The 18,489-nt window shown below is 64.6% G+C and carries 20 protein-coding genes; 8 read left to right on the top strand and 12 right to left on the bottom strand.

The annotated features are described in order from the left end of the window. The first annotated feature begins 20 nt into the window (after positions 1-20). From otsB to OXR00_RS05285, 4 genes are all read left to right on the top strand, one after another. Positions 21-776: a trehalose-phosphatase gene (otsB, locus tag OXR00_RS05300; protein WP_267386998.1), complete on the top strand. Its 756-nt coding sequence runs from the start codon at positions 21-23 to the stop codon at positions 774-776. Then, positions 773-2,569, top strand: coding sequence for a glycoside hydrolase family 15 protein (locus OXR00_RS05295; RefSeq protein ID WP_267386997.1), 1,797 nt, complete (start codon positions 773-775; stop codon positions 2,567-2,569). The genes otsB and OXR00_RS05295 overlap by 4 nt, the downstream gene beginning before the upstream one ends. Next, on the top strand, positions 2,566-3,939 hold the full coding sequence (locus tag OXR00_RS05290; RefSeq protein WP_267386996.1) for a trehalose-6-phosphate synthase: 1,374 nt from the start codon (positions 2,566-2,568) through the stop codon (positions 3,937-3,939). The genes OXR00_RS05295 and OXR00_RS05290 overlap by 4 nt, the downstream gene beginning before the upstream one ends. A gap of 105 nt (positions 3,940-4,044) precedes the next feature. Further along, positions 4,045-4,212, top strand: coding sequence for a hypothetical protein (locus OXR00_RS05285; protein WP_242146887.1), 168 nt, complete (start codon positions 4,045-4,047; stop codon positions 4,210-4,212). 18 nt (positions 4,213-4,230) lie between these two features. On the opposite strand, the gene OXR00_RS05280 is transcribed toward OXR00_RS05285, so the two are convergent. After that, complete coding sequence (locus OXR00_RS05280; RefSeq protein ID WP_242147178.1) at positions 4,231-5,520, bottom strand: MFS transporter; 1,290 nt, start codon at positions 5,518-5,520, stop codon at positions 4,231-4,233. A 136-nt stretch (positions 5,521-5,656) separates the two neighbouring features. On the opposite strand from OXR00_RS05280, the gene pgsA reads away from it, so the two are divergent. From pgsA to OXR00_RS05265, 3 genes are read left to right on the top strand one after another with little or no spacing between them, the layout of a single operon-like run. Further along, entirely contained in the window at positions 5,657-6,208 is a 552-nt protein-coding gene (gene pgsA / locus OXR00_RS05275) for a CDP-diacylglycerol--glycerol-3-phosphate 3-phosphatidyltransferase (protein WP_242146885.1), read from the top strand. 2 nt (positions 6,209-6,210) lie between these two features. Continuing rightward, positions 6,211-6,468, top strand: a complete 258-nt coding sequence (gene moaD, locus OXR00_RS05270) for a molybdopterin converting factor subunit 1 (protein WP_267386995.1) — start codon at positions 6,211-6,213, stop codon at positions 6,466-6,468. Beyond that, positions 6,465-6,905: a molybdenum cofactor biosynthesis protein MoaE gene (locus OXR00_RS05265; RefSeq protein WP_267386993.1), complete on the top strand. Its 441-nt coding sequence runs from the start codon at positions 6,465-6,467 to the stop codon at positions 6,903-6,905. Before moaD ends, OXR00_RS05265 begins: the two co-directional genes overlap by 4 nt. Positions 6,906-7,101: 196 nt before the next feature. Here the strand turns inward: OXR00_RS05265 and OXR00_RS05260 are convergent, their stop codons facing one another. From OXR00_RS05260 to OXR00_RS05210, 11 genes are all read right to left on the bottom strand, one after another. Continuing rightward, positions 7,102-7,794 carry a fasciclin domain-containing protein gene (locus OXR00_RS05260; RefSeq protein ID WP_267386991.1) on the bottom strand — a complete coding sequence of 231 codons (693 nt, stop codon included), beginning with the start codon at positions 7,792-7,794 and terminating at the stop codon, positions 7,102-7,104. Between the two features lie 88 nt (positions 7,795-7,882). After that, positions 7,883-8,785, bottom strand: a complete 903-nt coding sequence (locus OXR00_RS05255) for a hydrogen peroxide-inducible genes activator (RefSeq protein ID WP_267387153.1) — start codon at positions 8,783-8,785, stop codon at positions 7,883-7,885. Positions 8,786-8,882: 97 nt separating this feature from the next. After that, positions 8,883-10,475: an alkyl hydroperoxide reductase subunit F gene (ahpF, locus tag OXR00_RS05250; RefSeq protein ID WP_267386990.1), complete on the bottom strand. Its 1,593-nt coding sequence runs from the start codon at positions 10,473-10,475 to the stop codon at positions 8,883-8,885. Positions 10,476-10,563: 88 nt separating this feature from the next. Continuing rightward, complete coding sequence (ahpC, locus tag OXR00_RS05245) at positions 10,564-11,127, bottom strand: alkyl hydroperoxide reductase subunit C (RefSeq protein ID WP_267386989.1); 564 nt, start codon at positions 11,125-11,127, stop codon at positions 10,564-10,566. A gap of 224 nt (positions 11,128-11,351) precedes the next feature. Next, positions 11,352-11,984 (bottom strand): 7-carboxy-7-deazaguanine synthase, encoded by a 633-nt coding sequence (gene queE, locus OXR00_RS05240; RefSeq protein WP_267386988.1) that lies wholly within the window; start codon positions 11,982-11,984, stop codon positions 11,352-11,354. Further along, complete coding sequence (gene queC / locus OXR00_RS05235) at positions 11,984-12,667, bottom strand: 7-cyano-7-deazaguanine synthase QueC (protein ID WP_267386987.1); 684 nt, start codon at positions 12,665-12,667, stop codon at positions 11,984-11,986. Before queC ends, queE begins: the two co-directional genes overlap by 1 nt. Before the next feature lie 160 nt (positions 12,668-12,827). Next, positions 12,828-13,238, bottom strand: coding sequence for a DUF3617 family protein (locus OXR00_RS05230; RefSeq protein ID WP_267386986.1), 411 nt, complete (start codon positions 13,236-13,238; stop codon positions 12,828-12,830). Positions 13,239-13,344: 106 nt separating this feature from the next. Further along, positions 13,345-14,250, bottom strand: a complete 906-nt coding sequence (locus OXR00_RS05225) for an Hsp33 family molecular chaperone HslO (RefSeq protein ID WP_242147174.1) — start codon at positions 14,248-14,250, stop codon at positions 13,345-13,347. Positions 14,251-14,426: 176 nt separating this feature from the next. Beyond that, positions 14,427-15,350, bottom strand: coding sequence for an ornithine carbamoyltransferase (gene argF / locus OXR00_RS05220; RefSeq protein WP_267386985.1), 924 nt, complete (start codon positions 15,348-15,350; stop codon positions 14,427-14,429). A gap of 75 nt (positions 15,351-15,425) precedes the next feature. After that, the gene (locus tag OXR00_RS05215) at positions 15,426-16,622 is read right to left on the bottom strand and encodes an aspartate aminotransferase family protein (protein ID WP_267386984.1); all 1,197 of its coding nucleotides are present in this window, start codon (positions 16,620-16,622) and stop codon (positions 15,426-15,428) included. 99 nt (positions 16,623-16,721) lie between these two features. Further along, positions 16,722-17,576, bottom strand: coding sequence for an ABC transporter permease (locus OXR00_RS05210; RefSeq protein ID WP_267386983.1), 855 nt, complete (start codon positions 17,574-17,576; stop codon positions 16,722-16,724). A 62-nt stretch (positions 17,577-17,638) separates the two neighbouring features. Here OXR00_RS05210 and OXR00_RS05205 point away from each other — a divergent pair, with 62 nt between their 5' ends. Then, positions 17,639-18,358 carry a GcrA family cell cycle regulator gene (locus OXR00_RS05205; RefSeq protein ID WP_267386982.1) on the top strand — a complete coding sequence of 240 codons (720 nt, stop codon included), beginning with the start codon at positions 17,639-17,641 and terminating at the stop codon, positions 18,356-18,358. The last annotated feature ends 131 nt before the right edge of the window (positions 18,359-18,489 follow it).

Genomic DNA, 18,489 nt, shown 5'->3' with positions numbered 1-18,489 from the left:
CATCACCGAAGGAGAAACGGATGTCCGCCGCCACGGACGCAACGCTTTTGCCCGCCCCGCCGCGCGATCTGCTGGATTCCGCAAGTCTCCTCCTCGATTTCGATGGCACGCTCGTCGATCTTGCCGATCGCCCGGACGACGTCACGGTCGATGCCGCGCTTGCCGAGCTGCTGACCAAGCTGGCCAGGCAGATGGGTGGACGCATCGCCATCATCAGCGGGCGCTCGATCGCTCAGCTCGATACGCTCCTCGGGCCTGTCGCGCAGATGATCGCGCTGTCGGGAAGCCATGGTTGCGAACATCGCTGGCACGGCATTTCCGCACATCCGGTTCGACCGGATAGCCTGCTCGACGTTGCTGCCGAAATGCGAGCGGCAAGTGCAGGCCAGGCGGGTGTCATCATCGAGGAGAAGAGCTTCGGTGTCGCGTTGCACTTTCGCCTTGCGCCCGAGTTCGAGACACGTGCGCTGCTGCTCGCCGAAAGGCTCGGCGCGGAGCATGAACTCGCCGTCCAGCATGGCAAGATGATGGTCGAGTTGCGGGTGGCCGGTAGTGACAAGGGCATTGCGGTCGCGCGGCTGATGAAGCGGCCGGAGATGCAGGGCACGACGCCGTTGTTCATCGGCGACGATGTGACCGACGAAAGTGCCTTCGTGGCAGCGCGTGCGGCTGGCGGGCACGGCATTCTCGTCGGACCTCCGCGCGCCACGGCGGCGGACTATGGCCTTCCCGATCCGGCGGCGGTGCGGGCATGGCTTAACGGTGGAGGGGCATGACCGCGTCGCTCGACCTGTGGCCGATCGGAAATTGTCAGGTATCCGCACTGGTCGACCGGATGGGTCGCTTTTCCTGGGGATGCGTGCCGCGCGTCGATGGCGATCCGGTGTTCTGTTCGCTGCTCGATGATGCCCCACGCAGCGGCGAGGGCGCGCGTGGCTTCTGGGAGATCGACCTCGACGGTGCGACCACCACCACGCAACGCTACGTCCACAACACGCCGATCCTGATAACGCGGCACGAGGACGACGCGGGCAACGCGATCGAAGTCACCGACTTCTGTCCGCGCTACGTGCGTCACGGTCGCACCTATCGCCCGGTTGCGTTCGCACGGATCGTGCGGCCGGTAGCGGGTAGCCCGCGTATGCGCACCCGATTGCGCCCGGCGCGGGACTGGGGCGGCGCCGATGTCGAGCAGACGCAAGGTTCCAACCACGTCCGCTATCTCAACGACAAGATGACGCTGCGGCTCTCCACCAACGCCCCGGTGGACTGGGTCCGCGAGGAGCGGCTGTTCCGGGTGGAGCGCCCGATCTACTTCTTTCTTGGCCCAGACGAGAGTTTTGCAGGCGAGCTGCCCGCTACGATCGAGGTGATGCTCGAGCGTACCGCCGATGAATGGCGACACTGGGTGCGTGGCCTTGCGACACCGCTCGAATGGCAGGAGGCTGTCATCCGCGCCGCGATCACGCTGAAGCTGTGCCAGCACGAGGAAACCGGCGCGATCGTGGCGGCGCTCACCACCTCGATCCCCGAGCACGCCAATAGCGAGCGCAACTGGGACTATCGTTACTGCTGGATCCGCGACGCCTATTACACGGTGCAGGCGCTGAACCGGCTCGGCGCGCTCGATGTGCTGGAGGGATATCTCGAGTATCTCCGCAACATCGTCGACAGTGCGAAGGGTGGGCATATCCAGCCGCTATACGGCGTGGGGGGTGAGGCGACGCTGGAGGAGCGGTTCGCCCCCGCGCTCAACGGCTACCGTGGTATGGGGCCGGTCCGCGTCGGTAATCAGGCGTACGAACAGATCCAGCATGACGCGTATGGTCAGATCATCCTGTGCAATGCGCAGGCGTTCTTCGACAAGCGACTGTTTCGCAGCGCCACTGTCGAGGATTTCCGCGCATTGGAGGCGATCGGCGAACGGGCCTGGGCGGTCTACGACAAGCCGGACGCTGGCCTGTGGGAGTTGCGCACGCGCAGCCACGTCCACACCTATTCCGCCGCGATGTGCTGGGCGGCGTGCGACCGGCTCGGCAACGCCGCTTTCGCACTCGGGCTGGAGGAGCGGCGACGCTTCTGGTGCGCGCGCGCCGCGACGATGCGAGAGCGGATCGAGAGCGCGGCTTGGCGTGAGGACAGACGGCATCTCTCCGCCACGTTCGGCGGCGACGATCTCGACGCAAGTCTGATCCAGCTGCTCGACCTGCGCTTCCTCGCGCCTGACGATCCGCGCTTTCGCGGCACGCTGGAGGCGGTCGAGGCGGGGCTACGGCGTGGATCGAACATGCTGCGGTATGCAACGGAGGACGATTTCGGCCTGCCGGAAACCGCCTTCAACGTCTGCACGTTTTGGTTGATCGAGGCGTTGCACGCCACCGGCCGCGACGCCGATGCACGCGCGCTGTTCGAGGAGATGGTATCGCGCCGTACCGCCGCGGGCCTGCTCTCGGAAGACATAGATCCAACCAGCGGCGAGTTGTGGGGAAACTACCCGCAAACCTATTCGTTGGTCGGGTTAATCAACTGTGCCGGGTTGCTCAGTAAACCTTGGAGTTCTGTGCGATGAGCCGCCTGATTGTTATCTCGAACCGCGTTTCCGCACCAAGCGGCGGTGGCGCGCAGGGCGGTCTTGCCGTAGCCTTGTCCTCGGCGTTGCGCGAAAGCTCAGGGCTGTGGTTCGGCTGGTCCGGCGAGGAGACCGACGTCTTCACCGGCCAGATCAACTTCCAGCGCAACCAGGGGGTCGCTACCGCAACGATCGACCTGGAGGCACAGGATGTCGACGAATATTACAACGGCTTCGCCAATCGCACCTTGTGGCCGCTGTTCCACTACCGCATCGACCTTGCCGAATACGAACGTGGGTTCGCCGGCGGGTACGAACGCGTCAACGCCCGCTTCGCCGAGACGGTGGCACCGTTGATCGAGCGCGATGACCTCATGTGGGTCAACGATTACCACCTTATTCCGCTCGGCCGCGAGTTGCGGGCACGCAAGTGCAAGAACCGGATCGGCTTCTTCCTCCATATACCCTGGCCGCCGACGCGGTTGCTGCTGTCGCTGCCGAGCCACCGGCAGCTGGTCGAGTCGATGTTCGCCTACGACGTTATCGGCTTCCAGACCGAGGATTCGCTCGACGCGTTCCGCGATTATGCGCGCTCGCAGTTCGGTGCGGAGATCGATGAAGGCGGCGTGATGACGTATGACGGCCACAGCGTCCGCCTGATCGCCGACCCGATCGGTATCGACACCAAGGATTTCCGCGACAGCGCCACCAGCGAAACCGCTCGCGTGCGCTTCAAGCGGATGCGCGACAGTGCCGATGGCCGCACCATGATGATCGGCGTCGACCGGCTGGACTATTCCAAGGGCTTGCAGGAGCGGTTCCTCGGCTACGAACGGTTCCTGAGTGCCAATGCCGAACAGCACGGCCACGTCTTCCTGCTCCAGATCGCGCCACCTTCGCGGGGGGAAGTGCAGAGCTATCAAGAGATCCGCGCGACGCTGGACTCCTTGTCGGGACGCATTAACGGCGAGTTCTCCAACGTGGAGTGGGTGCCGATCCGCTACGTCAACAAAGGCTATCCGCGCGGGGAGCTTGCCGGCATGTACCGGGCGGCACGGGTCGCTCTGGTGACGCCGCTGCGGGACGGCATGAACCTCGTCGCCAAGGAATATGTCGCCGCGCAGGACGAGGACGATCCCGGCGTGCTGATCCTGTCGCGTTTCGCGGGTGCCGCCGAGCAGCTTACCGATGCATTGCTGGTCAACCCGCACAGTCCGGAGGAAGTCTCCGACGCGATCGCCACCGCACTCGCCATGCCGCTTGCGGAGCGAAAGGCGCGGTGGCGCAAGTTGATGGACAATATCGAGCAGGAAGACGTATTCTGGTGGCGGCGGCGTTTCACCGACATGCTCGAAGCGGTGACGCGCTAATTGTAGCGCATGGCGGAGAGCGCGCGGGAAGTGCTCCAAAACGGGATAGGTATTAACCGCAAGTTGTGATGGTCGAAAGTGTAAACGGCGCGTTAACACTTCGCCATGCAGACTCGCTATAGCCTTCCCGCCCCGGCGCCACGCCACCCCCTCCGCCAGTCGCTCGCGATCGCACACGCCCTCGAGGCGCGGCGTAGCGAAGACACCGACCTGAAGCTCTTCGTGTTGAGCTTCACGGCGTTCTTCATCTGCTTTTACACGTTCATCTTCTGACCAACTGAGCGGTGTCGCTCAGTCGCAGGCGAGGTGCAGCTTGTACGCGAGCAGCGCCGAGATCGGCGACATCGCCGCGACCACGAACAGCATGTTTTCCGGTGTGATCCCGGTCAACGTCAATGCCTGAACCAGCAGTGCGCCGACCACCATCGCGCCGGAATTGACGACGTTGTTTGCGGCGACGGTTCGGGCGGTCTGGTCCTTGGCGACGGTGGTCGTGAGGAACGCGTAAAGCGGCACCACGAACATCCCGCCGGTCACCGCGACGGCCATCAGCGCGATCACGATCAACACGCCGTGTGGCGTCTCCAAAAACGCGGTGAGGCCGTAAAGCGTGCCGTCAGGCGCATGCGGGAAGGTTCGCGTCAGAAGCGAAAATACGACGATGCACCCGCCCATCGCCAGCACGCAGAACGGCGCGAACTTGGCCGAGGTCTTGCCGCCCAGCATCGCGTTGATCGCAACCGAACCGATCGCCACGCCAACCGAGAACAACGCGATCACGAAGGTTGAAACCTGCTTGTCTGCGGTCAGCACGTTCTTCACCAGCGGCGGGAAGATGATGATGAGGATCGCGCCCATCGTCCAGAAAAAGCTGATCGCGCAGATCGCCATGAACAGTCGCGGCACGTGCATGGTGGCGTTGATGAGCCGCCAAGACGACGTGAACGGGTTGAAGTTCACCTTCAGCGCCGGTCCTTGTCGCGGCGCGGTCGGCACCAGCAATCCCATCAGCCAGCCCACGCCCGCCACCACCAGAACGGTGATCGCGGTGCCACGCACAGACAGCAGCCCGGCGGCGACGGTGCCGATCAGAATGGCGAGATACGTGCCCGCCTCGACCAGCCCGGTACCGCCCAACACCTCGTGATCGTCGAGATGCTGCGGCAGGATCGCATATTTGATCGGCCCGAAAAACGCGGAGTGGACGCCGAGGCACAGCACGGCGGACAGCATCATCACCATGCCGAGCGTGGTCAGCCCGGAATACGCTACCAGCAAGCCGCCCGCGCCGAGCAGCATGATGCCGACCTCCGCCGTCTTGACGATGCGGATGATCGTTGCCTTGTCGTGCGTGTCCGCCAATTGCCCGGACAAGGCCGACAGCAGGAAAAACGGGATAATGCCGATAGCGGTGGCGAGCGCATTGAAATTCTGTTCGCCCGACGGATTGTGATAAATCTGGTAAGTCGCGAACAGGACCATGGCGGTCTTGAACAGATTATCGTTGAAGGCTCCCAGAAACTGCGTTGCGAAAAGTGGGAGGAATCGGCGCTCCTTCAGTAAGCCGAGCGCGTTGAGCATGTAGGGGTCCGTGGTCTGTGAATAGCGAAAAGATGGCAACGCATAGCCGAGCGCGCACGGCAGCGGCAACCCGCTTGTCATGTGCCGTTCATGCGCGGCGGCTTTCGCAGGGCGCGCGGCGAGGCTAGGGAGGGGGATGCTGACGCTACCCAACCTGCTTACCTTGTCGCGAATCGTCGCCGTGCCGTTGCTCGTCTGGGCGCTTTGGTGGCCGGCATGGACGCCGGGTTACGGCATCGGTTTTGCGCTCTACTGCCTGATGGGGATCACCGACTATTTCGACGGCTATCTCGCGCGTGCGCAGGGTGCCGTGTCGAAGCTCGGTATCTTTCTCGATCCGATCGCGGACAAGATCATGGTCGCGGCGGTCATCCTGTTGCTTGTCGCGGATCGCGACATCGCCGGTGGCAACCTGATCGCGGGCCTCATCATCCTGCTGCGCGAGATCGCCGTTTCGGGTCTGCGCGAGTTCCTTGCGCAGTTGCAGGTGTCGGTGCCGGTGTCGCGGCTCGCCAAGTGGAAGACGACGCTGCAACTGATCGCGCTCGGCGGGTTGATCCTGGCGGGTGCACTGCCGGAATGGCCGGTGCTGCACCTTATAAGCCTCGTCGCCTTGTGGGGTGCGGCGGCACTTACCCTCATCACCGGCTGGGATTACCTCCGCGTCGGTTTGAAGCATATGGACTGAGCATGGCGACCGAGATCCTGTATTTCGCGTGGGTTCGCGAGAAGATCGGCGTGGGCGCGGAAACGCTGAACCTGCCGGACAGCCTTTCGACCGTTGCCGACCTGGTCGGGTGGCTTGCCGGACGCAGCGATGGCCATGCCGAGGCGTTTGCGGAACCGGCGCGGCTGCGTGCGGCGATCGACCAGGTTTTCGTCCCGCTTGAGGCAACGCTCGGCCACCCACGCGAAATCGCGATCTTTCCACCGGTGACGGGCGGATGATCGCCGTGACCGTAGATCCCGCGCCTATCGAGGTCGGCGCGGAACATGCCGCGATTGCCGCAAGCGGGGCAGGGGGTGTCGCCACCTTTACCGGCATCGTGCGTGCCGACGACGGCGTGGCGGCGCTGACGCTTGAACATTATCCCGGCGCGACGGAAGCGGCTCTGCAGGTGTTGGCCGAGGCCGCTGCGGCGCGTTGGGATCTGACCGGCGTGCGTGTGACGCATCGCGTGGGACGGATGGTGCCTGGTGATCTGGTGGTGTTCGTCGGAACTGCGGCGCGGCACCGCGCGGCCGCGCTGGAGGCGTGCGCGTTCCTGATCGACCGGCTCAAGACCGAAGCGCCGTTCTGGAAGAAAGAAACGCTCGCCGCCGGAGAACGATGGGTCGAGCCACGCGGCAGCGATGATGCGGCCGCGGCGCGGTGGATCGATTAAGCCTCACCGCCAGCACATCGTTCGCCACGCTTGAAGTGCCGGGGTGCCGGTGTCCAGACAAGGCTCGGAAGGGTAGTTTACCTGACGTCGATCCGCCCCGCGAGCAGACAGGGATTCGCTGCTCGCGCCCCAAACGGTTCGGGGCGCGTGCCACCCGACACGCGCCCCGAATTTTAGCCAGTCACCTGTTCGGTGATTAGCCCAGTTTGGGCAGCAACACGCCGTTGACGACATGGACGACACCATTCGACTGCATCACGTCGGCGGTCGAGATGTAGCTCTTGTTGCCGTTGACGTCGGACAATTCGACGACGTTGCCGTTGACGGTCACCTTGAGCGGTTCACCCTCGACCGTGGTCAGCGTGGTGGTGCCGCCGGCGGCAGTGGCCTGCGCGGTCAACTGTGCAATGGTGATCTTGCCGGGCACGACGTGATAGGTCAGCACCTTGGTAAGCGTCGCCTTGTTTGCCGGCTTCAGCAGCGTGTCGACGGTGCCTGGGGCAAGGCGGGCGAACGCCGCGTCCGTGGGTGCGAAAACGGTGAACGGACCCGGCCCGGACAGCGTCTGGACGAGCCCGGCGGCGGTAACGGCCTTGACCAGCGTGGTCAGGTTCGGCGCAACGCTGGCGTTCGCAACGATCGTCTTGGTCGCGTCCATCGCGACGCCGCCGACCATCGGGTTCGGCGCGGTTTGGCCGGCGGGGGCGGTGCCAGTCGCGGGGGCTGCCGGCATCGTCGTGCCGGTCTGAGCGGTGCCCGTAGCAGCGGTGCCGGTGGTGGCCTGACCCGTGGCGGGCGTGCCGGTCTGGGGCGCCATCTGCGCGGTGCCGCTCGTGGCCATCATCAGTGCGCTGATCGCGGCGAGGCTAAGCGTGGTGGTGCGGATCATCGGTTTCTCCATACAAAAACGGTAGCGCCGATGTGGGCGCTCACAGGAAATACGGATCAGGGCCGAAATGGTTTCTTCGCGGTGTAGATCAATGTGACTCCGCCAATGCATCGGCAAGCAACTGGAAGTCTTTCTCGCGTGGTGAAGCACGCCGCCAGACCAACGCGATTGCGCGGGATGGATTGGCCGCAGACAAAGGCCGCGCGACCAGCCCGGTATGGTCGAGAATACCTGCGGCAAGCGCCATTTCCGGTAACATCGTCACGCCGAGACCATTGTCGACCATCTGCACGATCGTATGCAGCGACGTGCCGAGCATCGTCGCCTCCGCGCGCAACTCCGGTCGGTTGCACGCCGCGAGCGCATGGTCTTTCAGGCAATGCCCGTCCTCAAGCAACAGCAGGCGTGTTTCGTCGATTGCGTCGGCACCGACACTGACGCCGCTCTTGCCGATCTCGCTTTCCGAACCCGCCAGGAACAGCCGATCCTCGAACAACACCTGCGAGGTCACCTCACCGCACGCATAGGGCAGCGCCAACAGCACGCAATCGGTGCGACCGTGGCTAAGCCCCTCGCACGCTTGGCCGCTGGCTTCCTCGCGCAGAAACAGGCGCAGCTCAGGGTAATCGCGGCGCAGGCGCGGCAGGATCCGTGGCAGCATGAAGGGTGCGATCGTGGGGATCACACTCATCCGCATGTCGCCGGACAGCGGACGGCCGGCCGCGCGCGCCATGTCGCCCAGCTCCTCCGCCTCGCGCAGCACGCGCCGTGCCTTGTCAGCGATCCGGTCGCCCAGCGGCGTGAAGCGCACCACCCGCCGCGTCCGCTCGACCAGCACCACGCCGATCAGCGTCTCCAGCTCGCGAATGCCGGCCGACAGCGTCGACTGGGTAACGTAACACGCATCCGCCGCCCGGCCGAAATGGCCGTGATCCTGCAATGCGACGAGATATTGCAGTTGTTTCAGCGTAGGGAGGTAGGTGGCAGCCAGCGGCTTCGCTCCGTTGCTTGGGGTATGCCCTTGTAACGCAAACCGCCGCGCCAGCCAAAGCCGACGCGGCGGTGTCGGTCCCCGACGGGTCGGGTGCTTATTCGGCCGCGATCAATTCCTGCTCGGCGGCATTGACCGGCTCGTTGCGGATCAGGAAGTCGAACGCGGACAGCGCCGCCTTCGCGCCTTCGCCCGCCGCGATCACGATCTGCTTGTAAGGCGTGGTGGTCGCATCACCCGCCGCGAAGATGCCGGGGCGCGACGTCTCGCCGCGATGATCCACCTCGATCTCGCCGCGCGGGGAGAGTGCCACCGTCTCACGCAGGAACTCGGTGTTGGGCACCAAGCCGATCTGCACGAAGATGCCTTCCAGTTCGATCTGGTGAAGCGTGTCGTGGTTGCGGTCCTTATAGGTCAGGCCCGCAACCTTCTCGCCGTCGCCGATCACTTCGGTGGTCAGTGCCGACGTGATGATCTTGACGTTGGGCAGGCTGGCGAGCTTGCGCTGCAACACTGCATCCGCGCGCAGATCGGAATCATATTCGATCAGCGTGACATGGCCGACGATGCCGGCAAGGTCGATCGCCGCCTCGACACCGGAGTTACCGCCGCCGATCACCGCGACGCGCTTGCCCTTGAACAGCGGGCCGTCGCAGTGCGGGCAATAGGCGACACCTTTGTTCTTATACTGCTCCTCGCCCGGCACGCCCATCTGCCGCCAGCGCGCACCGGTCGAGAGGATCAGCGTGCGCGTCTTCAGCATCGCCCCGTTGGCGAGGTGGACTTCGTGCAGACCGCCGAGCTCGCTGGCGGGGACGATCTTCTCGGCACGCTGGAGGTTCATGATGTCGACGTCATAGTCGCGCACGTGTCGTTCCAGATCGTTGGCGAAACGCGGACCTTCGGTCTGCGGCACCGAGATGAAGTTCTCGATCCCCATCGTGTCCATAACCTGACCGCCGAACCGCTCGGCGGCAATGCCGGTGCGGATGCCTTTCCGCGCGGTATACACGGCTGCCGCCGCGCCGGCCGGGCCACCACCGACGATCAGCACGTCGAACGGAGCCTTGGTCTTGATCTTCTCGGCGGCGCGCTTCTCCGCGCCGGAGTCGATCTTGGCGACGATCTGCTCGAGTTCCATGCGGCCGCTCGCGAACGGTTCGCCGTTGAGGAATACCGTCGGCACCGCCATGATCTTGCGCTCGTCGACCTCGGCCTTGAACAGGCCGCCGTCGATCGCGGTGTGCTTGATGCGCGGATTGAGAACCGCCATCAGGTTGAGCGCCTGCACCACGTCCGGGCAGTTCTGGCAGGTGAGCGAGAAATACGTCTCGAAGGTGAAGTCGCCGTCCAGGTTCTTGACCTGCTCGATCACGTCTGCGGCGGCCTTGGACGGATGCCCACCGACTTGCAGCAGCGCCAGCACCAGACTGGTGAACTCATGCCCCATCGGCAGGCCGGCGAAGCGCACGCCGATGTCTGTGCCGGTGCGATGAATCAGGAAGCTCGGCTTGCGTGCGTGGTCTCGCGTCACGACCGTGATCTTGTCGGACAGCGCGGCGATATCATCCAGCAGGGCACCCATTTCCTTCGACTTGGGCGAGTCGTCGAGTGACGCGACCAGTTCGATCGGCTGCGTGATGTTGACCAGATAGGTCTTGAGCTGCTGGGACACATTGGCATCAAGCATGGGTGAAATCCTCAAGTGTTTACAATAAAATGGCCCGGGGCGGAGGTTGATCCACCCCGGGCCACATGCGACCCCGAGGGGCTATTGGTTAGATCTTGCCGACGAGATCGAACGACGGGGCAAGCGTGGTCTCACCCTCTTCCCACTTGGCCGGGCACACTTCGCCAGGATGCGAAGCCCAGTACTGCGCGGCCTTGATCTTGCGGAGCAGTTCGGCAGCGTTGCGGCCCACGCCCTCGGGCGTGATCTCGACGAGCTGGACGACGCCGTCCGGATCGGCGACGAACGTGCCGCGATCGGCGAGGCCGACGCCTTCACGCAGGATATCGAAGTTGTTCGAGATCACGTGGTTCTGGTCGCCCAGCATGTAGTAGTTGATCTTGCCGATGGCCGGCGACGTGTCGTGCCATGCCTTGTGGCTGAAATGCGTGTCGGTCGACACCGAGTAAACCTCAACGCCCATCTTCTGAAGCGTCGGATAGATATCGGCGAGGTCTTCGAGTTCGGTCGGGCAGACGAAGGTGAAATCGGCCGGATAGAAGAAGAAGACCGACCACTTGCCCTTCACGTCGGCATCGGTGACGTCGACGAACTTGCCTTCTTTGTACGCGGTCGCGGTGAACGGTTTGATCGCCTTGCCGATAATCGACATACGCATGCTCCTTTGCAGTGACCAAGCTGATATAGGGCGGGATGCTGCGGTGCAGAAATTGGGATGTTCATTCGACACGATCGAGGAAAACGATCAATGGCCTAATATTGATTGATTGCACAAGGCTTTGCCGCACGCGCGAGCGCCGGTTAGACGACGCGCTATCACTACGCGAAGTTATCGGAAACGTAGCTGGAAATCAGAGTATACCCGCTGGCTGACGCTCAGCGGAGGCCGAGATATTTGTGCGTCTGGAGACTAAGCCGCCACTTCGGGCGGGCCATCGCGAGCGCGATCGCCTCTGCCTGGTTTTCCGCCGCACGCACGTCGTCCATCGGCTGGACGAGGAAATGCGCGAAGTTCCAGTTTTCCATCGCGAGCGGATCGCTGCCGGCTTGCGGCCACACCAATTTCAGTTCGTCGCCCGAGCGCTGCACGACATCGCTACCGGCCTTGGGGCTGACGCAGACCCAATCCACACCCGGATGCACCGGCAGTGTTCCATTGGTTTCGATCGCGATGGTGAAGCCGGCCGCGTGCAGCGCCGCCACCACCGCATCATCGACCTGAAGCATCGGCTCGCCCCCGGTCAGCACCACGAACCTCGCCTCCGCACCCTCTCCCCAGAACGCGGCGACCGCAGACGCCAACGCGACGGCATCCGCGAAGCGCCCGCCGCCGAGCCCGTTCATACCGACGAAATCGGTATCGCAGAATTTACAGATCGCGCTCGCCCGGTCTTCTTCACGCCCTGACCAGAGGTTGCATCCCGCGAAGCGCACGAACACGGCGCGGCGGCCGGCATTTACCCCTTCGCCTTGCAGCGTGAGGAACATCTCCTTGACGGCGTAGGACATCAGGCGGCGTAGGCGGTGGGATCGGGCAGCCCCGCGTCGCTGAACCCCTTTGAGCGCAGCCGGCAACTGTCGCACTGGCCGCAGTGCAAACCGCCCGGCGCGGGATCGTAGCACGACCAGCTCATCCCCGCGTCCAGCCCGAGCCGGGCCGCCTCGCGCACGATATCGGCCTTGGTCATATGTTGCAGCGGGGCCTGGATGCGAAACGGCGAGCCTTCGACCCCAGCCTTGGTGGCGAGCTCGGCCATGTCCTCAAACGCCTTGATGAATTCGGGTCGGCAATCCGGATAGCCTGAATAATCCAGCGCGTTGACGCCGATGTACAGGTCGCGCGCGCCCGCCGCCTCCGCCCAGCCAAGCGCCAGGCTAAGGAAGATCGTGTTGCGTGCCGGCACGTAGGTGACGGGAATGCCGTCGCCAACGCCGTCTTTCGGGACGTCGATGTCCGCTGTCAGCGCGGAGCCGCCGAACGCCGACAGATCGAGCGGCAGCACGACGTGACGTTCCGCGCCCAGCGCGCGTGCGATCTCCCGGGCAGCCGAGAGTTCGATGTGATGGCGCTGGTTGTAATCGATCGACAGTGCCAGCAGCCGGTGCCCGTCCTCACGTGCACGCGCGGCCGATACCATCGAGTCGAGTCCGCCCGAGATCAGGGCGACCGCCAAAGTCTTACCGTTTGTCATGATCCCATCGATTTACGACACGGCGCCATTCGGCGCAATGCCGCGCATGAAAAGTGGGCCGCCCGAAGACGGCCCAAGGAGTGCCCTAGGTCGGGCGCTATGGGAAAAAGCATGCCAGAAGCATACCTCACCCTGCTAGACGAAACGCGTCACCAAAGCTTTAACGTGCGGCAGTGGACCGCGGCCCACACGCGCCAACCCGCCGCCCCTGATAGTCGATGTCAAAGGGTGCGCCGCTCGAAATTCCCTGTGTCTGCAGGTCGAAGGATCTGGGCGTGGTGATCGTCACCACCGTGCGGCCATGGCCGCCACCAACGCACGTGTAGTTGATCGTGGTGCTGTCGGCGCCATCCGCGACGATCAGGCGTGAACATTGCGTGTCGGGTTGCTGAAGTTGGATCAGCATGGCCGCGTCGGCCAGACAAACCACCCGGGGTTCAGCCAGCGAGCCGACCTCTTTCAATTCGTACCGACCGGTCTGGAGCCGCGAGAGCGCGGTCGATGCTGTCCGTTGAGGCGCTGCCGCCATCGTGGCGCCGCCCACCAACAGCGCGCCCACGGCCGCGCTCAAAACCCGCCACATTCGCATCGTCATAACCCCAAAACCCCCTGCGCATCCGCAGGCGCTACCGCTTGGTACAGAACTTAGGGTTTTGTGTGGCAGGTTTCAATGTCGTTCAGCTTTCGCAACGATCTTCGATCATAATCGGGAATTTTTGCGCGCAGAACGCGCAATCCACCGTGATCACACCGGCCTCGTCGGCCATTTCGCGCTGTTCCTCGACCGGAAATTTGCCAAGCACCTGGGCAATGTAATCCGGCGAACAGCGGCAGCCGCGCACGATCGGCTGCGCGGTTAGGGTGCGCACCTCCGGCTCCTCGTTGAACAGCCGCCACACTAAGGTTTCCAGCGGCAGCGCTGCGTCGGTAAGCTCGTCGGCGCCCATCGTCTGGCCGAGCAGTGCGACATGCTCCCATTCGGGATGGTCCTGCCGGACATGCAACCGCTCGCGGCCTTCCTCGCCCTCGGGCAGATGCTGCAGGAACAGCCCACCGGTCACGCGACCGCTCGCTGCGCGACCCAGCCGGATCAGCGTCGGGATTTGCTCGGACTGAACGAAATAGTTGGCGGCGGCATCCGCGATCGAATCGCCGTCGAGCGGGACTATGCCCTGGTAGCGCTCGCCCGTCGTCGCCTGATCGAACGTGATCGCGAGGTAGCCGCTGCCGAACAGCGCGAACAGACTCGGGTCCACCGGCGCGTCGGCCAGCCGGCCGGCGTCGTATTGCACGTAGCCGCGCAGTTCACCGCCGCGATAATCGCACACCAGCAGGCTGACGATGCCGTTGTCGGTCTGCGCTTGCAGCGTGAGCTGCCCACCCGCGTCCTTCAGGGTAGAGCCGATCAGCGCGGTCAGCGTCAGCGCGTCCGCCAGCAGCGCTTCGATCGGCGCGGGGTAGGCGTGCGCGGAAAGGATACGCTCCAGCACCGGCCCGAGCCGTACGATGCGGCCGCGGGCATGGCGAGCGGGAATGGTGAAACCGAGCGCGAGGTCGAGATCGGGAGAGGTCTGGTCAGTCATCATGGTCTTTCGTCATCGCAGGCGAACTGGCTGCGACAACGCCGTCCGCCAGCCACCGCGTCACCCCAGCGCAAGCTGAGGTCCCCCGAAGTCGTGAGTGCCCTGGCCGCGAAGACCCGACCGACGCCGGGGTGACGATTGTGTGGACGGCTATGTGGGGTAGCCGCTCGCTGCGATCAACCGATCTGCCCGAAGCACCAGCGCAGGATGGACTTCTGCGAGTGCAGCCGGTTCTCCGCCTCCGGCCAGATCAGCGATTGTGGACCGTCGATGATCTCTGCCGTGACCTCTTCGCCGCGGTGCGCGGGTAGACAATGGAGGAACTTCGCATCGGGCTTGGCGCGCGCCATCAGCGCGGCAGTAACCTGATACGGCATCATCGCGGCGAGCTTGGTCTCGGCATGAAGCTGCCCCATCGAAATCCAAGTATCGGTGACGATTATGTCGGCATCCTCCACCGCCTCGCGCGGATCGGCAACCACGCGCGCGCGGCCTTGCCCCAGCGCAAGATCACGCTCGGGCGGCATGAAACCCTGCGGGCAGGCGGCGACGAGGTCGAACTGCATCAATCCGGCCGCTTCGATGATCGAGGCGAGCACGTTGTTGCCGTCTCCCAGCCACGCGACCTTGAGGCCGGGCAGGGCCTTGCCGCTTTCGATGATCGTCAACAGGTCGGCCATGATCTGGCATGGGTGCGATCCATCGGTGAGGCCGTTGATGACCGGCACCGTGGCATACTGCGCCATTTCCTCGAGTTTGGCGGGGTCGTCGGTACGCAGCATGATCGCGTCGCAGTAGCCCGACAGGACACGCGCGGTGTCGGCCACCGTCTCGCCGCGACCGAGTTGCGTAGTCCCTGAGTCGAGCACCACCGGCGCGCCGCCGAGCTGGCGGATCGCCGCATCGAACGAAACGCGGGTGCGGGTCGAACTCTTCTCGAACACCAGTGCCAGCGTGTGGCCGGCGAGCGGGGCGTCGGCATCGGCCTTGCCCTTCGGCCAGCCGGTGCGCGCCGCCTTGCGATCGAGCGCGTCGGCCAGCATCGCGGCGATACCATCGGCGCCCGCATCGGAGAGGCTGAGGAAGTGGCGTATGGTCATTGCGTCACGCTTTCTATCGGCCTTGAACCGTTCGGGGCAGGGGCTGCTACCGCGCTCGGGCGAACGAGGGGAGGATCAGTCGTCGCTTGCCGGCACGTAGGTGCGTGCCGCTTCGCTCAGCTTCTCGATCGCCTCGGCGACGTGGCTTTCCTCGATCACCAGCGGCGGCAGTACGCGCACGACGTTCTCGCCCGCCGACACCGTCAGCAATCCGTGCTGATCGCGGGCGTGTGCAACGAAATCGCGTGCCACCACCGCATCCTTGAGCTTGAGGCCGAGCATCAGCCCCTTGCCGCGCACGCTGTCGAATACGCCGTCGTGGTTGGGAATCATCTGTTCGAGCGCGCCGCGCAGCCGCTCGCCCATCGCGGTGACGTTCTCGAGGAAACCGGGTTCGAGCATCACGTCAAGCACCGCTTCACCCGCCGCCATCGCCAGCGGGTTGCCGCCGTAGGTCGAGCCGTGCGTGCCGAATACCATGCCTTTCGCCGCCTCCTCGGTGGCGAGGCAGGCGCCGAGCGGGAAGCCGCCGCCGATCCCCTTGGCCGACGACATGATGTCGGGGGTGATGCCGTAATGCTCGTAGCCCCACATCTTGCCGGTGCGGCCATATCCGCACTGCACTTCGTCGAGCACCAGCAGCAGGCCGTGTTCGTCGCACGCCTTGCGCAAGCCTTGCAGAAACTCCGGCGTGGCGGCCGACACGCCGCCTTCGCCCTGGATCGTCTCGACCATGAAGCCGGCGGTGGTCTCGTCGATCAGAGCGAGCGCTGCCTCGAGATCGTTGAACGGCGCATAGGCGAAGCCCGGCAGCAGCGGCTCGAACCCGTCACGCATCTTCGGCTGGTTGGTGGCGGAGATCGCGCCCATCGTGCGGCCGTGGAACGCGTTGTTGAAGGTGATGAGCGTGGTGCGCTCAGGATTGCCGTTGACGAAATGGTAGCGCCGCGCGGTCTTGATCGCGCATTCCACCGCCTCGGTCCCCGAATTGGTGAAGAACACCGTATCGGCAAAGCTGTTGTCGACGATGCGCTGCGCGAGGTGTTCGCCCTGAGGGCTGCCGTACAGGTTCGAGACGTGCATCAGCGTTGCCGCTTGCTCGGCGATCGCCTTGACGAGATGCGGGTGGCCGTGGCCGAGCGCGTTGACCGCGATGCCCGCCGCCATGTCGAGATAGCGCGTGCCGTCCTCGCCGATCAGATAGCAGCCCTCGCCTCGCACCGGGCGCACGCCGCAGCGCGGGTACACGGGCATGAGTGGGGTGACTGTCATGGCGACGACCTCCTGAAACGAAAAAGGCGGCCCCAACAGGGCCGCCGGAGAGGGCATTTACTTGGCATGCCCCCAAGCCGTCAACACCGGTGAAGCGCCTCAGCTCTTCAGCCGCCAGCCGCGTGCCAGCAATTGATAGCACAGCACAAACAGTGCAGCGTCAACACAGAACACGACGATGCTGCCGATCAACACCGGCGAGTCGGCGGTGCCGAGGAAGCCGTAGCGGAAGCCGGAAATGAGGTAGAAGAACGGGTTGGCGTGGCTGAACGCGCGGAAGGCAGGGGCGAGCCGGTCGACCGAATAGAACGTGCCAGACAGCAGCGACAGCGGCGCCACCACAAAGTTCGTCACGGCGGCGGCATGGTCGAACTTCTGCGCCCAGATCGACGTCAGAACGCCGAGCAGCGACAGGAAACCCGCGCCGAGGAAGCCGAACCACAGCACCGCCAGCGGGTGCGACGGCGTGACGTGCACACCCGGATACAGCGCCATTGCGCACCACACCACGAAACCGACGATGAACGCCCGCGTCATCGCGCCGCCGAGCAGCGCGGCAAGCACCTCCAGCGTCGAGAGCGGCGGCATCAGATAATCGACGATGGTGCCCTGGATCTTGCCCGCGAGCAGCGAAAAGCTCGCGTTGGCGAAGGCGGGCCCCATCATCCCCTGGCTGATGATGAGGCCGGGGGCGATGAAATCGGCGAACGGAACGGTGACTCCACCGACCAGGACCGGTCGTTTTGCGCCGGTCGCGATGGTGAAGACGATGAGGAACAGCAGCGACGTGATCGCCGGCGCCCAGATCGTCTGGAGGTGGACCTTGAAGAAACGGCGCACCTCCTTGATATAGAGCGTTCGCAGGCCGCCCCAGTTCACGTCCTTGATGACGGGAACGCCGGGAGCGTTGCGAACCGCCGACTGGATTTCACCGATTGGGGGCTGGCTGCTCATGGCGCGATCGGTTAGTCGCTGCCGCCACTGCCCGCAACCCGGCACGTAGGGAAGATTGTTGAATGGCCTGGACCGACGAACGGATCGATACGCTGAAAAAGATGTGGGAGGACGGCCAGACCGCCAGCCAGATCGCGGAGGCGCTTGGCCAGGTCAGCCGCAATGCGGTGATCGGCAAGGCGCATCGCCTTGGTCTGCAATCGCGCCCGTCGCCGGTCAAGCCGAACGAGCCCGCCGCTGCCGCCGTCGAAGCTGCGCCCAAGCCGGCCGCCGAGGCGCCCACGCCAAAACCGGTCGTCGCTGCGCCACCACCACCACCACCGCCGCCGCGACCCGCCGAAGTCGCGCCGGAGCCTGCTGTGCAGCCGGTCGACACGGATGAGATCGACGACGAGGACGAAATCGAGGAGCGCACCGCCGCGCCGGCACCCGTCGCAGCCCCGCAGCCGGTGTTGCGGTCGGTTGGCCCCGGCGGGTTCCTACGCCAATCGCCCGGCGAACAGCAGGCGCCGATCACGCCCGCGCCGCCGCGCCGGCTGGTTCCCGCCAAGCCCTCCGCCGACATGGCAGGCAAGACCAGTCTGCTCGATCTTAGTGATCGAATTTGCAAATGGCCGCTCGGACACCCCGGCGAACCGGACTTCCACTTCTGCGGTGACAAGGTGAATCCTGGTTTTCCGTACTGTGTGGCGCACTGCGGCCATGCCTATCAGGCGCAGCTCCCGCGCCGTGATCGCCGCCCCCCGCCGCCGCTGCCGTTCGGCGGTCCGCGCGTTCGGTGAATTGCATACGGGATCACCGCATTACCTGCGGCGATCCCGTTTCGAGTGCCGTCGCCGAGTGCGCTTCCGTGGGCGCAGATTTGATACTTCAGTCCACGTTCCGTGGGTATTAGGTCTGCCGTTGCGCATGA

The sequence above is a fragment of the Sphingomonas sp. GC_Shp_3 genome (assembly GCF_026540945.1).
Classification (GTDB): domain Bacteria; phylum Pseudomonadota; class Alphaproteobacteria; order Sphingomonadales; family Sphingomonadaceae; genus Sphingomonas.
Note: the sequence above shows the minus strand (reverse complement) of the source record. Positions and strands in the feature narration are given on the sequence as shown.